Source organism: Gilliamella apicola, from assembly GCF_003202655.1.
GTDB lineage: Bacteria > Pseudomonadota > Gammaproteobacteria > Enterobacterales > Orbaceae > Gilliamella > Gilliamella apicola_R.
On the sequence record NZ_QGLR01000018.1, the window covers coordinates 62,302 to 77,960 of the forward strand.

The 15,659-nt window shown below is 35.7% G+C and carries 14 protein-coding genes; 2 read left to right on the plus strand and 12 right to left on the minus strand.

The features are described 5' to 3' along the window. Window positions 1-25 precede the first annotated feature (25 nt). The 11 genes from asd to DKK70_RS15410 form a co-directional block, all read right to left on the minus strand. A complete protein-coding gene (gene asd, locus DKK70_RS15360; RefSeq protein WP_110434768.1) occupies window positions 26-1,129 on the minus strand; it encodes an aspartate-semialdehyde dehydrogenase in 1,104 nt (367 codons plus the stop codon). A gap of 178 nt (window positions 1,130-1,307) precedes the next feature. Then, window positions 1,308-3,371: a prolyl oligopeptidase family serine peptidase gene (locus DKK70_RS15365; protein WP_110434769.1), complete on the minus strand. Its 2,064-nt coding sequence runs from the start codon at window positions 3,369-3,371 to the stop codon at window positions 1,308-1,310. A gap of 215 nt (window positions 3,372-3,586) precedes the next feature. Next, window positions 3,587-4,018, minus strand: a complete 432-nt coding sequence (locus DKK70_RS15370) for a PTS sugar transporter subunit IIA (protein ID WP_110434770.1) — start codon at window positions 4,016-4,018, stop codon at window positions 3,587-3,589. 17 nt (window positions 4,019-4,035) lie between these two features. Continuing rightward, entirely contained in the window at window positions 4,036-5,034 is a 999-nt protein-coding gene (locus DKK70_RS15375; RefSeq protein WP_110434771.1) for an SIS domain-containing protein, read from the minus strand. A 2-nt stretch (window positions 5,035-5,036) separates the two neighbouring features. Then, a complete protein-coding gene (locus DKK70_RS15380) occupies window positions 5,037-6,116 on the minus strand; it encodes an SIS domain-containing protein (RefSeq protein WP_110434772.1) in 1,080 nt (359 codons plus the stop codon). 13 nt (window positions 6,117-6,129) lie between these two features. Further along, entirely contained in the window at window positions 6,130-6,954 is an 825-nt protein-coding gene (locus DKK70_RS15385; protein ID WP_110434773.1) for a PTS system mannose/fructose/sorbose family transporter subunit IID, read from the minus strand. Continuing rightward, on the minus strand, window positions 6,935-7,768 hold the full coding sequence (locus DKK70_RS15390; RefSeq protein ID WP_110434774.1) for a PTS mannose/fructose/sorbose/N-acetylgalactosamine transporter subunit IIC: 834 nt from the start codon (window positions 7,766-7,768) through the stop codon (window positions 6,935-6,937). The genes DKK70_RS15385 and DKK70_RS15390 overlap by 20 nt, the downstream gene beginning before the upstream one ends. Window positions 7,769-7,785: 17 nt before the next feature. Beyond that, window positions 7,786-8,253, minus strand: a complete 468-nt coding sequence (locus tag DKK70_RS15395) for a PTS sugar transporter subunit IIB (protein ID WP_110434775.1) — start codon at window positions 8,251-8,253, stop codon at window positions 7,786-7,788. Window positions 8,254-8,265: 12 nt separating this feature from the next. Beyond that, the gene (locus DKK70_RS15400; RefSeq protein WP_181416028.1) at window positions 8,266-8,949 is read right to left on the minus strand and encodes a GntR family transcriptional regulator; all 684 of its coding nucleotides are present in this window, start codon (window positions 8,947-8,949) and stop codon (window positions 8,266-8,268) included. Further along, window positions 8,936-9,667, minus strand: coding sequence for a GntR family transcriptional regulator (locus DKK70_RS15405; protein ID WP_181416029.1), 732 nt, complete (start codon window positions 9,665-9,667; stop codon window positions 8,936-8,938). Before DKK70_RS15405 ends, DKK70_RS15400 begins: the two co-directional genes overlap by 14 nt. Before the next feature lie 438 nt (window positions 9,668-10,105). Next, entirely contained in the window at window positions 10,106-10,915 is an 810-nt protein-coding gene (locus tag DKK70_RS15410; RefSeq protein ID WP_110434778.1) for an AraC family transcriptional regulator, read from the minus strand. Window positions 10,916-11,234: 319 nt separating this feature from the next. On the opposite strand from DKK70_RS15410, the gene DKK70_RS15415 reads away from it, so the two are divergent. Beyond that, window positions 11,235-12,602, plus strand: coding sequence for an MFS transporter (locus DKK70_RS15415; protein WP_110434779.1), 1,368 nt, complete (start codon window positions 11,235-11,237; stop codon window positions 12,600-12,602). Between the two features lie 785 nt (window positions 12,603-13,387). Then, window positions 13,388-14,575 carry an MFS transporter gene (locus tag DKK70_RS15420; protein WP_181416030.1) on the plus strand — a complete coding sequence of 396 codons (1,188 nt, stop codon included), beginning with the start codon at window positions 13,388-13,390 and terminating at the stop codon, window positions 14,573-14,575. A gap of 8 nt (window positions 14,576-14,583) precedes the next feature. On the opposite strand, the gene DKK70_RS15425 is transcribed toward DKK70_RS15420, so the two are convergent. After that, on the minus strand, window positions 14,584-15,516 hold the full coding sequence (locus DKK70_RS15425) for an AraC family transcriptional regulator (protein ID WP_110434781.1): 933 nt from the start codon (window positions 15,514-15,516) through the stop codon (window positions 14,584-14,586). Between the last annotated feature and the right edge of the window lie 143 nt (window positions 15,517-15,659).

Consider the following 15,659-nt stretch of genomic DNA (forward strand, 5'->3'; position numbering starts at 1 on the left):
TCAACTGGGCTTTTATTATTCATCATTAAGCTAAGATACGAAGCATTCTTCGTAATGGTTCAGCAGCACCCCATAATAGCTGATCGCCAACCGTAAAGGCAGATAAATAGTCTTTACCCATATTCAGTTTACGTAAGCGTCCTACAGGAGTAGTTAATGTACCTGTAACCGCTGCTGGAGTGAGTTCTCGCATTGAAAGCTCACGATCATTAGGAATAACTTTAACCCAATCATTATGTGCCGCCAGTAACTTTTCAACTTCCGCAACACTGATATCTTTTTTCAACTTAATCGTGAACGATTGACTATGACAACGTAATGCCCCTACTCGTACACAAAGTCCATCGACTGGAATAATCTGACTCGTTCCTAGAATTTTATTGGTTTCCGCTTGACCTTTCCACTCTTCACGACTTTGGCCATTATCAAGAGCCTTATCAATCCAAGGAATTAAGCTACCCGCTAATGGCACACCAAAATTATCAGTTGGTAAACTACCATCACGCATTTTTTGCGTCACTTTGCGTTCAATATCTAAAATAGAAGAGTTAGGATCTTGAAGTTCTTTAGCCACTTCGGCGTTTAACATTCCCATTTGAGTAAGTAACTCACGCATATGACGTGCACCACCACCGGAAGCCGCTTGATAAGTGGAAACCGAAATCCAATCAACTAAGTTTTCAGCAAACAATCCACCAAGTGACATCAACATTAAACTTACCGTACAGTTACCACCAACAAAGGTCTTTATTCCTTTGTCTAACGCGGTCTGGATATTCGCTTTATTGACTGGATCAAGAACGATGATTGCTTCATCTTCCATTCTCAAGGTTGAAGCCGCATCAATCCAATAACCTTGCCAGCCAGTTGCCCGCAATTTTTTATAAATATCAGAAGTATAATCACCACCTTGACAGGTCACAATAATATCTAATGCGCTCAAAGCATCAATATTATCTGCGCTTTGCAATGTTCCTGTTTTACCGCCAAAAGTAGGCGCAGCTTGACCTGCTTGTGATGTAGAAAAGAAAACAGGATTGATATAATCAAAATCATGTTCTTCAACCATTCGTTGCATAAGAACAGAACCAACCATTCCTCGCCAACCAACAAAACCAACATTTTTCATAGTTTATTTCCAAAGGTAGATGTTATATAAAGAAATATTTACTGACTATTAAAACAAAATATCATCATAAAACAAGTCAGATAAGAATTATTTTTGTAGTCGTGGATATGATAACGTGATGTTATATATAATTTTATAGACAAAACTGAAGATGGCACAAAAACTAGCTCATCATAAACTAGTCACTAATATTTGTTTTCCACATAAAAAACACCATCATATCGACAAAATAATTAATAAAATGGCCATCTTCTTGGTTAGCTATAATAAAGACGTTTTCATTTTGAGAACGATTTATCTCACCGAGTCGGGCCGCAAATTTGGCACTCTGCCAAGGAGATACTCGTGCATCTTGTAAGCCAACTGAAAGCATCACTGGTGGGTAGTTAACACCTTCACGTAGATTAAGATAAGCATCGATAGTTTGCAGATTTTTAAACTCCTGTTTATTAAAAGGCGAACCAAATTCCGCAAAATTCACACTACCAATTGGTATTTGATCTAAACGGCTCATATTCAACATACCTGAGGTAATTGATGCGGCGGCAAAAAGTTCTGGATGTCTGGCTAATGCAGAGCCAATTACAATACCACCAGCACTCGCGCCACTTATAACTAGCTTGGATGAATTGGTGTAACGATGATCAATCAGGTATTTTGCACATTTAATAAAATCATTGACTGAATTTATCTTGTTTTTTCCTTTTCCATCATGATGCCATTTAGGTCCTAGTTCTCCACCACCTCGAATATGGGCAATGGCAATAATTCCACCTTTCTCAAGCCAAATTAAACGAGCTGTATCATAATAATTAGGATAACTATTTTCGCCATAAGCGCCATAAGCCGTTAACCAAGTTGGATTATTGCCAACAAGTTTAATTCCTTTTCGATGAATAAGTGTAAGTGGAATCAGTTCGCCATCATTGGATTTAACCCATTTTTGCTCTGATTCATAATCTGCAAATAGTGATGCGTCAGTCTTTATTATTTTAGAATCTTCAATTAACTGACTATCAGGGTCATATTGCCATATTTTTGGTGGTATATTCCAATTTTGTTGGGTAAATAAAATCTCTTTATGATCTGAACTAGAAAAAATAGCCGTTACCTCGTTACCATCACTAACAGGAATCGATTTGCTGTTATGCAGATCAGCAAAAGGAATAGCCACGAATTTATACTTTCCAGATTCATAATAAGCAAGATAAATAGCATCTTTACTGGCTGCAAAGCAAGTCAATTCGCCTTTTTTCCATTCAATTATTTTTTCTTCTGGAGAATCGATATGATTAAGATCTAATCGCGAAAGAGTATAACCTGAAAAGTTGTTATATTTAGCCAAATAAAGCCAATTATCTCGCAGCAAAAAATTGGTTACTTTTTGTTTTCTATCGATGATTTTTTTCCAATGTTTGTTTTCCAGATTAAGAGAAGTAGAGTCGGTTAAATACAAATCTATGGTATCACCGGATATTGAAGATTCTACTGAAGCAACTGCCCAATTGGCAGATAGCGATAAGTAGGTATATTGGTCAATATTAGCTTGATAATTCTCAATATTAGCTTTACCAAAAATAGCCAAATCCTTGTCACTATTGGAACCTAAACGATGAAGATAAAGTTCCTCCGTTCCTGACTTTCGATGACCGGAATCAGCAAAATTATTACGATGATAGAAAAAAGATAAATTATCATTCGCCCATACTAAATTTGAGACGGTTATGCCGGATAAGCTATCGGCTAGATGTGCTCTAGTTTTTACATTAATCACTTTGATTGATGAAATTTCAGAGTCATTTTCAGAAATAGCATAAGCAACATACTTACCATCATTTGAAGGGTACAAATTATATATATAGCCAACTGGTGGGTCGACTAATAATCTTTCTTTGCCGAATCGATCTTTAACAAACAACCGGTTATAAGGATGCTCGCTTGTCCGTTTCAAGTAAAAAGTATTATTGCCATTTAATTTAATACAGCAAATTATTGGTTCAGTTCCATAAGCTGTTAACTCTCTGTATCGTTTTTCAATAGAAGCTTTCCATGGCAGAGCATCAAGTATTTTTTCGCTTTCCTGTGAGTTTGCTAATAACCATTCATTGGTGCGTACTTGATCGGTTTCCATCCAACCATAATTGTCAACTGATGAATAAGAGTTGTTAGATACACAACTTATGCAGTTCACTAATGATAAAAAGACGATAATGATAAAAAAAGATTTTTTTAACCAGAACATTATTGATCTCCTTTTATCATGCTCTATAAAAAATAAAACCAGAATAATTATCTAGTTCTATCATTTATATCTTAATATATCAAATGATGATTATTCATTGGTATTGGCTTACGCTTCATCTAAAATAGAGATTATTATGGCAATTTAGATAATTGTTTTTTGATAAGACAAAGCCCGAATTATCGGGCTTATTTTAGTTTGGCGATCGGTCGATTCTAGAAATCTTCATCACTTGGTTGGTCTACAGCCATTGCCGCCATATTATACCGTTCAATCCCTTGAGTGCCTGCTTGTATAATATCTGGTAACAATGTTGCTAGATTTACCTCACTGCGTTGCATAAAAGTTTCTAACAGCATAGGCACATTTACCCCAGTGACTATTTCTATATTAGGAAAATCAGCCATCAATCTAACTAAAGTGTTAAATGGTGTGCCACCTTTTAAATCAACAAAACAGACAATTTCTGAGCCAAAATCTTGTAACGCTTTTAGCTTTTGTTGCAGTTGCTGTTGAAAATCATCGGTTGATTGTCCCATAGCAAACGAAACAGCTTCACACTGAGATTGTTTACCACAAATCATTTCCGCCGTTTCAATTAAACCTTTCGCTGTTGAACCATGAGTACTGACTAATACAGAAATCATCGAGTTAAGTTCCTATTTTAATAATCTAAACAACGATAATAACGACGGATTGTCATTGGATGACGATTGAGATGTTCAACATAAGCATCGATACGATTATTAATAGCTCGGAAGACAAATGGTGAAAGATTTCCACGATATTTTTCCGATATACCTGGTAATTCATAATCTTTAGTATCAATAATAGTGTAATTGCCACAGATTTGCGGTAAGAACTTAGCTACTCTTTCACTTAATGGCCGTTGGGTATCTTCACCAACATAAACAGTGACTGCTGTGTCACGGTCGATAACTTCTAACGTACCATGGAAAAACTCTGCTGATTCAATTGATTTTGATCGTAACCAGTGTTGCTCTTCCCAATAACACATAGCATGAGAATAAGTTGCTCCCCATTGATTACCCGCGCCAACAAAATAGTGCATTGAGTCATTATGATGTTTTTCAGCAACTTCTTGACCAAATTTATCGGCTTTTTTGGCAACAGCTACGATATTTTGGGCAAAATGTTGATCCATTTGTTGGTAAAATTCATCATAATCTGGGAATTCTCCGGCTAAAAACATTAAACGGTCGGCTGTCATAAAGAATTTTAATTGTTCATTCATCGGGTAAACAACCTCATAATCGGCCATGTTGCCTAATGTGGTATCGGCTTTATCTATAAAAGCAAATACCGTTGAACCCACTTCTTTTTTAATTTTATCAATAGCAGCAACCACTTCCTGTGTCGTACCTGTCACTGATGAAATAATGATAAGCGTATCTTTAGTAATACGTTTATTGCCAGTGACTAAATATTCTGCCGCATGTTGCACAAAAGTTTCAATCGCTGTTTTTTCTTTCATATGTACAACTGCTTGCATTGATGATGCATAGGTACCACCAATACCTAACCAACATACATTGCTATAACCACGCTCGTGGATTTTATCAATAAATTCATTAATTTTTGGTCTTAATGCTAACGCACCATTCATGCTATCTAATTCTTTCTTTTCGTCATATTTTCTCATTTTTAAATCCTCTTAATTTTCGAGCTAGTTATTTCATCAAATTCTGGATAGGTTGATTTTTCAAGGTTATGACCTTTTAATTTTGAAACTTGGTAACTTAATAGATGAACGGGTATTGTCATAAATAGTGATGCGTACAGTTCATCTATATCAATATTAAGACACAAATCGTCTGGTTTAAGATTGCTACTGTTATTGGCATAAATAGTCGAAATATTTTTAACATGTTTAGTCAAAAATAATTTTAACAATTCAGCACGGTCAGATAATACGCCATGCGGCTCAAGGAAAACGATATTATCATCCTCATCTAATCCTAAATATGGGCCATGCATATACTCTTCGAGCTCTTTACCAAAAGCACTATTTCGTACAGTTTCCGTGAACTTGGTTTCACCTTCTCTGGCGGTACCATAGGTTGCACCGTAGCCAATAAATATGACTCGTTGAGAATGATAAAATTTGTGTTGATATTGATTTACCCAAGCTTGCGATTGTTCAATAACTTTAGGTAGCAAACCTGCAACTTTTCTAAGTTGATCGAAATAACTAGCAAATTGTTGATCATCCATGCTGCCATTTTTTTGTGCAATGACTAAAGCAATTAAGATCAAATCAAGAATCGTAACGCTATAACCCGCACTGACATAAGGCATTTCCTCAATCGGAATACCCATAGATAACACATTATTACTAATTTTATATAATGGGCTATCAGGGTTACTGGTAAGCGTATAGATAGTTTGGTTGTTCCTAATAAATTCTTCAACTAAATGAATCGTTGAGTAGCTTTCGCCTCCTTGTGAAATAGCAAAATACAAGGTATTAGGATCGCTGTAATGTAAATAATTAGCAGCGATTGAAGGATCTTCAATATAAACGGGAACCTTTAAGATTTTACACATTAAAGGTCTTGCCCCATAAGCTGCGTTAGAACTTGAACCAGTAGCAAAAATAACTATTGAGTTAAATTGTTTAACTTGGCTTAAATCAATAGTATCAACAAATAATGTTTGATAATTGTCTAAAATACTCTGATAGTATTCAGGTTCTAATGCTACATAATCAGCAATACTTTTCATTACATATTCCTTTTTATAAACCGAGTAATCCACTCCAAGCACCAAAGATACCGATACCGGCAATCAGTAATAAGATCCAAGGTGCTTTCAGACCTTTTCTATCTAATAAAAAGATAAATAGAGTAAATAGCAACGGTAGTATTTGTGGAACAATGCCATCAAAAATGGCTTGTAATGATGTTGCATCATCGCCAGATCCTATTGTTAATGGCATATTTAGTGTCACCATCGTCGCTACCATAGCGCCAACCACCGAGAGCCCCAAGATAGATGCTCCATAAGATAATTTATCCATCAAGCCGGTTTTTTGCACTTTTTCAATAAAAGATGCACCAATGTTATAACCAATAAATAGACCAAAATAACGAGCGATAATGGCTGGAATATTGAAAATTAATAAAAATAGCAGTGGGCCTAGGATATTCCCTTGCATCGCCAGTGAGGTCCCAATACCTGTGGCAATAACCCGTAATGTTCCCCAGAAGAATGAATCCCCCAAACCACTTAGTGGTCCCATTAAGGCAATTTTGACGTCATTTATTGAACTTTCATCAAAATCTTTATTTACGGCATTCTGCTCTTCCATGGCAATGGAAATACCTAATGGGAAAGTAATTAACCATGGCGTAACATTATAAAACTCTAAGTGTCTTTGATAGGCAGTGGTTAATTGTTCTGGTTTTTGGCTATAAATTTTTTCTAAAGCAGGACGAATCGCAAAAGAATAACCTAGATTCATTTGCCGTTCATAGTTCCATGACCACTCAGCAGTGAAAGAGCGCCAAAATGTTCGCATTAAATCCTTTTTAGTAATTAAATTAGAATTCTTCATCTTCATAATTGATCTCCTGTCCTACTAAAGCCTTGCCTGATTGATTATTAACTTCTTGATTGTCTGAGGTGGTAAATTTTTTGCCGGTAAATGAAGAGTAACCGGTAAGAATTAACGCCATACAAGCGCCAAAAACGGCAACACCAGTGACAGGTACTTTCATATATACTGCTACAGCGAAACCAAGAATAAAGAATGTTGCATTGGTTTTTTTGATCATAATCTTCATTAACATGGCAAAACCAAATGCCGGTAATAAACCAGTGGCAATTCCTAAACCGTTAATAACAAACTCAGGAATAACCTCAAGTAAGCTTTTTATCGCTTCACTACCAAATAAGTATGAAAAACCGACTACTAAGCCAATTGGTAAATTGATGGAAAAGAAACCGCCAAAAATATTCATGCGATCAACACCTTTACCATTACCTTCACTAGCATACTTATCGGCTTTATGAACAAAGTAGGGTAAAATAAATAAGAAACATAAGTTTTTAACGATTAAAACCAAAGAGGCAATTGGAATACCTAAAGTTAGAGCAACTGCGGTACTTTTACCGGCACCAATAGCAAAAGCGGTTCCTAATACACTACCTGAAATAATTTCTGGTGGTATAGATGCCCCAATAGAAAAAGAACCAACAAACGCTAACTCTAATGTTGCACCGATGATAATCCCTTGTGTAACATCGCCCATTACTAGCCCCGCTAAGGTACAAGTAACCAAAGGTCTTGATAACATTGATGAACCTAAAAAGTATTCACCATTGGCTAACATAGCTATCAAGGCCAAAATAATTGCTGTAATAACAATACTCATTTTGTATTCCTTTTGGTCTATTTTTCAAATTTTTGCCTAGATTCACTTGGGATCTGTTGTATATACACATCAACACCATCTTGTTGTAATCCAGCTAAAAGATCCGCTTCTAAATCGGTCAAATTAATTGTTTTAGAGTAATTTTTGGTCCCTTCACGTGGTTTAGTTCCTCCTAAATTAAGGCTAGTTATCTGTTCTTGAGTCCCCCGAATAAGTTTTTCTGCATCTCCAACTGATTCCACCACAACTAACATCTGATATTTATCGGTTACACCAGAATTAATAGCGTCAATACTGTCATCAATTGACTTCATAACCAGTTTGGCATTTTCTGGTTTAGCTAACCGAATCGCTGATTTTCGAAACTCATCATTAGCGACCGCATCATTGGCAACTAAAATAGTATTCGCCCCAACATTATCGAACCATGAAACAACAACCTGACCATGCAATAAGCGGTGATCGACACGTAATAATTTAATCATTGGTTTTTCCTCCTAGGTGAAATCCACCACATATTTAGTATTACTAGCGAATTTGTATTCAATGGCAATCGGTTCGCTATTTATATCAAAATAGTGATTAGACACTTTAAATAACGGTTCATTGATTTGGCAGCGTAGTTGCTTGGCTAATTCAGCATTGGCGACAATAAGCTGTAAATCTTGTTCTAATTTATCGACTTTTTTCTTACCTGAATTGGTGATTTCAAGTGCAGACAGCACTTTTATTATTGAAACTTGAAAATCAGGAAAATGGTTAAGTGGTAAAATAAAAATTTCTTTCACGACACTATTTTTTGCTATTTCTAAAAAACTAATGTAATAAATCAATTCTGATGGTTTTATTTTCAGTAATTGGCTGTAATAAAGACCCGCTTGTCTTAAATAAGCTTCTTTGATAATTTTTTTGTGATGTTGATAAATACCCGGTTTAATAATACCGGTCATCTCTAAAATATTTTGCGTAGAAAGCATTGGCGCAACAAATAAACCAACACCTTTCTTTCGAACAACCATATTTTTTTCTACCAATAGATCAATGGCTTTACGCACAGTTGTTCGGCTAACATCATAATCTTTCTGTAATTGGACTTCTGGAGGTAATTCCGAACCCACACCATATTGGCCGGTGTTAATTTTCTCGATTAAATGATCAGCTATTTTTTCAAACAATTTCACTATTTTTTTCTCCGTAATTGAAGATATTTTTAGCCGATAGATGATATTTAAATCGATTGCCTACTAGATATTGTTCGGTATGTTCAAATGGTTGAAAATTATCATCAAAATTATTACTAGAAACTTTGTAAATGGGTGTGCCATCAATAACTTGTAAATATTTAGCCTTATCTTCAGCTGCTAACTCATAGGTTATTTCTTCACGGCCATGACTAGGTTTAACTGGATAATGATCTTTTAAAAATTGATAAAGAGAGACATTATTTAAATCGACTTGCTCTAAACCTTTGAACTTATTAGATGATAAATAGGTTATTTCGTAAGAAAGCGGGGTTTTGTTTAATATCCTTTGTCGAATAATTCTAATCAATTTTTCGTTTGAACCAAAAAAGGCTCTTAGTTCAGCCGGCATGTTAATAATTTGATTGCTAATAACTTTTATATTAATGTCGATATCATCTTCTTTTTTAACTTCTTCACTAAAAGAAGACATTTTTAACATGTTAATCTCAAAAATTTTATGCTGTTCGACATCAGTCTCAGCTTGGAATACATAACCTTCCATAGCTAAATCATTCAAAGCATTTCTTATTGTTGTACGACTTACACCAAAATGTTCTGCTAGTGCCCGTTCTGTCAATTTTTGACTAACAATAGTCGGATTAGCTTTAATTTGTTCTTCAACATAAGTTTTTGAAGCAATTTCACGATATTCCAAAAAATCATACTCCATGGTTGGACTTTTTTATAAAACAGATATACGTTAAATTAACGTAACTATTGTTAAAAAATAGTCAAAAAGATACATGTTGTCAATTTTAAGTACCAAAACTGTTGTGTAGATCACAATTTTTATTATTAACTTAATTAAATCAATAGAATAAACACTAATGTAGGGATTTTAGAGGGTGAAGCAATCAACATCAGAATAGACAGATAGGTAAATATAGTCAGAAAGTTGCTTTGTCTCGCGGTGCGAGATTTGTAGCAAATACCTGATGGCATTAATAAAAAAGTCTACTCAATAAGCAGACTTTTTATAAACATAGTCGGCGGGAGACGACTAACTGACATCTTATATTCATCTTGCTGATCGTTGTTAAAATAAAGCCGTCTCGCTGTACTTATCGCAAACCGCAGAAAGGTTTTCATCGTCTTAGTTAGTAAAGTTTCGCCATGAGAGACGATTTCTCATGGCTTTTTGGTAGTTTCCCGGTGTTACCCCGAAATTTCGTCGAAAAATAGCAATAAATCCACTAATATTGTCATAACCTAAATACAAAGATATTTCGGTGATTGGTTTTCCGGCAGTAAGTAATTCTAACGCTTTTAACATACGCAGTTTTTGACGCCACTGTGTGAAATTAAACCCAGTTTCATTGGTAAATCGACGGGTTAGTGAGCGCCGGGAAATGCCAGCCCAAACGCCCCAGTCATTAAGATTTCTATTATCGCCAGGATTATCAGACAAAGCTAAAGCGATTTTTAACAGACGCATATCTTTTGGCATTGGAAGTGCTAGCTCGATTTGGGGCATGGTTCTAATCTCATCAAGGATTACGGCAATTAATCGCTGCTGTTCCGGTTCAAGTTCTGAATTATGCCATGACATGGTTCGGGTAATTGCTTCGCGCAATAAGCCAGATAACGCTAAAATGCATGGTTTGACAGGTAGTTCAATGCATGCGTTTTTTTGTATATAGATGCTCCATCCCTCGAAACCCCCATGTGATCCAAGAAGACTATGTTGTACATTTGGCGGTATCCAGACCGCATGAGTTGCCGGCACTACCCATTGACAACTTTCAGCTGCAATTGAAATTAAACCCTGTAATGTGCCGAGTAATTGCCCTCTCGAATGACCATGACGCTGAGTCACTCTTTGGGAAGAGTGGCTGACTGTCGATATGATCATCGGTTCACTATCAGAGGAAGCGAGCTGTGGAGAGATGAGTGGCGTATTCATTTATGTGGCCCCGATGGGATATTTTGTGGCTTAAATTGGCTAGTAAAAGGCTATTCTACTGGCTATCCTAAAGTCCTCTTAATTAAATTCAAGATAACAAGTTAGCAATAAATAGATAAGTTGTAAATGAGCCAAATAATCGTTTTTTATACGCATTAATGAGTAATTTGCAAATTTATTCATTGTTTAATAGTCTGGTTTTGAGAAGGTAACAGATGCATGAAAGGAAAACATAAAAATTATAAAGAAGTGATACCAACAACCTTTAATGGCATATATATACGCGGCGCAACTAAATATCGTTTAGAGAGAGTTTGTCATGAAACAAACCCTTGAGCTGACAGCCGCCGAAAGAAAGTTAGTGTTTGCTATGACGCTATCTAGCGTATTGCCATTATTAGATAATAGCATTGTTAATGTTATTTTATCCGCAATTTCCAATGACATTAATACCTCTTATACTTTCATACAATGGGCGATGACTGTATATATGCTGGCCTGTGCTATGGGTATATTACTATCTCCTTATATACATGAAAATTTTGGACTCAAAAAAGCATGGCTATACTCAATTATCATTTTTCTTGTTGGCTCTGTATTGGTTGGTTTCTCATATAATCTAGTGTCTTTGCTCTTATTTAGAGGTATCCAAGGTCTTGGTGCGGGGATTTTAATTCCAATTACTCAATCAATAATAGCGACTTATTTTGGTAAACAGAGACTAAAATCAATTATGGCATTAGTGGCTATTCCGTCAGTCTTTGCTCCTGCACTAGGACCAATTTTTGGCGCGATTATTTCTGAACAGTTAAATTGGAGAATGGCCTTTTTTATTAACGTACCCTTAGTGCTTCTGGCTATTTTCTTTGGTAGGACGACAGTACCTGATAATAAAACGTCTAAATACAATATGAATATTTATGTATTTATGACATTCCTAATCGCTTTAATATTATTTTTTATCTCGATTAAAAATATCGCTTCTGGCCATTTTTTTGATATGTCTAATATTATTATGCTGGTTTTAGGGATTGGCTTGATGATAGTTTCGCTTCTTGTTAATAGTAGGTCGGCTATTAAACTGGTCGACTTAAGTCCCTTTAGTTGCGCTCAATATTCACTGGCAATAATTATGGGATTTCTGACGTCGCTTATCTTTTTTGGTTTCATGATTTTTTTTCCTTTAATCCAAGCTATAAATGATAATGTTGCTATCACGTATATTGGTTTGCTACTTGCTTTACAGGGTGTAGGTGCCTGGTTAGCTAGAAAATTTATTTATCAAAGTTTAAGTGAGATAAATTCATTTTTAATTATTGGCATTGGATTAATATTCTCTGCCATAAGTATATTAATAATTCAAATCGGCGGAAACTTATCAGAAATTATTGGTTTTATTATCCGAGGTTCAGGGTTGGGTATTGCGACGATTGCGGTTCTCTCTTCTCCATTCGAATTTTGCGATAAAAATCAAATCAAGGACACGAGTGCTATCACGCGTGTTGTACAGCAGATTGGCGGTGCATTTGGGGGAGTATTATCAGGAATGCTTATCTATCTGACGCAAGCTCAACTAATTTCAATTAACAATGGTTACTATATCATGTTTTTGCTCTCTCTTGTTTTCGGTGTTATTGCCGTTATTGCCTATATTTTCTTTGGTCGAGAGAATAAAATTGCCTCCTAATGTAAGAGTTGATTGATTTATATGAATTTTGCGAGCCAGTTAACGAGCCTGTTGCCGTGCAACAAGTGCACAGACTAACTAAAAACGCCGCCATTTTACCAACTAATCGTCTGTTAATGTTATTGCTAAATCACATTGTGGCAAAATGGGCTTAGCAATCTATCAGCTATAAATTTACCTTGCTTTGAATCAAGAGAGAACACGGCATCAAACCAATCAAAGTTTTAGTCTTTACCAAACCAGATGAATGTAAAAATGCCCCTAAGATTTTTCTACCTTTGCTCAAGTCTCAGGGTAATCCTCCATAAAATTTAGAAAACGGCAGCAATCCTTATGCCAATCGAATATACCAAAGGGTTCGTTAAAACATGACCGTGGACGAGCGTCGAAACATATCGGCTGTAATTTTTTCACAATCTATCAATAAGCTAAAAAAATTTTCTAATATAGTACAGTTAATGTGCTGCTTAAGAAATATATTGCTAAGCCAGATCAATCTGATAATTGCTACCCACATCACAGGAAGACCTTATCATCTTAATCATTACTATTCATATAAATCATATAAAAATATCTAATAAAAACAAAGAAATGCTTACCATAGACAAATGATAATAGTTATCATTATACTTGATTGTGCTTTTTTTGAAGATTTTGTACACCAGCATTATCCAATTTCTATTTTAGAATGAGTTTTTGGCTCCCAAAAAGTAACAGTGGCTAATAATTGATGAAAAAAACTTTGTACTTTTGTGGGTATTTTTATATTTAATGGTGGCGTTCTTTTGAAACTTATATTTGCAATTGGCTCATTTTATTTTGTTCAAACATTAATCGGTGGTATTGTCTTTCAAGCTATACCGGCTTGGCTACGGAGTCATAATGTGGATTTGTACACTATTGGTTTAGTGTCACTTGCTATGATTCCTTGGACACTTCGAGTACTCTGGGCGGGTGGCGTTGAGCGTTATAGAGTCACTGCATCCGGGAAAATTCGCAGCAAACAAATTGTCATTGCCGGACAAGTGGCTCTGGCGGTGATATTAATTGGCCTATCATTCATACATGAAAATATGTTCATCACACTAATCTCACTATTAATTTTATTATCATTAGTTTGTTGCACGAGTGAGATTGCTTGTGATGCTTATATGATTGAGAATTTAAATTCAAAATCATACGGTATCGGCAATGGATTACGGATTGGATGTGGTTATTTAGGAATGGCTGTAGGCGGTGGCGGGTTAATTTATCTATATGATAAATGGGGATGGCAATCCTCCTTACTTGTTTATAGTGGATTACTACTCTTTTTATTGCTACCTTTGTTATTAGCGCCGAGTATCAATCAGCTTCCTGTTACAGAAAAAAGCGATCAGAGACCATCTCTCATTAAAACACTAAAGCAACCAATGATGCTAAAGGCGATCGTTTTAGTCTTTTTCTTTGAGATTAGTGGTCGTTTAATTTCATCTATGCTATCTCCTTTTGCGATTGACGCTGGGCTTTCTCTAGAGAATTTAGGCAAAGTAACCAGTTTTGGCGGTGCTGCTTGTGGGATGCTAGGCACTTTATCAGGTATGCTCTTTATCCGAATTATAGGCTATCGCTGGGCACTCTTATTGGCAACCCTATTTAAATGCTTGTCAATCAGCTGCTTTATCATATTAAGTCTTCAGCCTGATATAAATCCACTATGGCTTATTGTTAGCTATCTGTTTTTTAACTACACTTTTTCTGTGGGCTTAGTTTGTCTTTACTCGTTCCTAACCACACAAGCATCGTTGAAGCAAGCTGGATTAGATTTTACACTATTTCAATGCGGAGCAGCGCTTGCTGCCGGATGTTCTGGTTATATCGGTGGTATCGTTGCTTATTATATGGGTTACGTTACACTCTTCAATCTTACTTTAGGCTGTGCTTTATTCGTACTTATTTTTTTGTATCGAAGCTCAATTTTAAAAGCAGTATAGATTTTGGATTAATTGCAACGATAAGCATGAGGTGTGACACCAAACACCTCAACAAATCGTCTGGAGAGATGACCAGCACAGGTAAAGCCACATCGAATTGCAATGTCACTAACGGTTAATGTGCTTTCATTAAGTAATTTTGTCACCTGTTGCAAGCGATAGTTGATAATATAGCGGTGTATACCAACATCGAACACCTTTTTAAAGTCTCTATTCAATTTAGACTCACTCACACCAATAACTTTAGCAATATCTTTTATGATTAAATGAGTTTGGAAGTGCTCGTGTATAAATAATTGTGCATTGATTACATTTTTGCGATCTCGACCAGTTAAGCTGCTCTTTATTGGTTCGCCATCTGTCGATGAGGAGTACTTTAATTGCTCTAATGTTAACCACAGCGCGTTAAGGCTTAATCGCTGTATATTGAGTTGCGATAAAGCATCAGAAGATCTTCTGGCGGCTTGCAATCGTTGTGCTATATCTTTGAGCACCGGTGTAAGTGTTAACCGCCAAATACAGAAATTTGGTGAAGAAAATTGCATATTCGCCCGATAGCTATTTAGTGGGCACTCATTGAATATCTTTAATAGCTCGTCCGGACGGAATTGTAACAATATGATGTTATAACTGTAATTAGCAGGGAAAAAATCGGTGCCATATATCGTATCGTGTGAGTAAGAGAGATAAACCTTATTGGGTTGATAAGACACGACTGATTTGGAGCCATGTATATGATGATGCACAGCGCCATTGAGCATAAATACGAGCGATAAATGCTTACCAACCTTTGTATTCTTTCGAATATCTTGTAACGGCGCCATTTCTACGAAACCAGCATTAAGCAACCCTTGTATGTTAAACCATTCAGTACTTTCAAATAGTTTTTTGTCTTTGGTTGCCAGTTTGCGAGTATCTTTACTATAGCGAATGGTTTTCATCCGTCACCTCTCTATCCATAACAAGATGATAATAATTATCATTATACTTAATTATACTTTTTTTGAAGATTTTGTACACCAGCGTTATCCAATTTCTATTTTAGAATGAGTTTTTAGCTCAAAATAAAAGTAACAGTGGATAA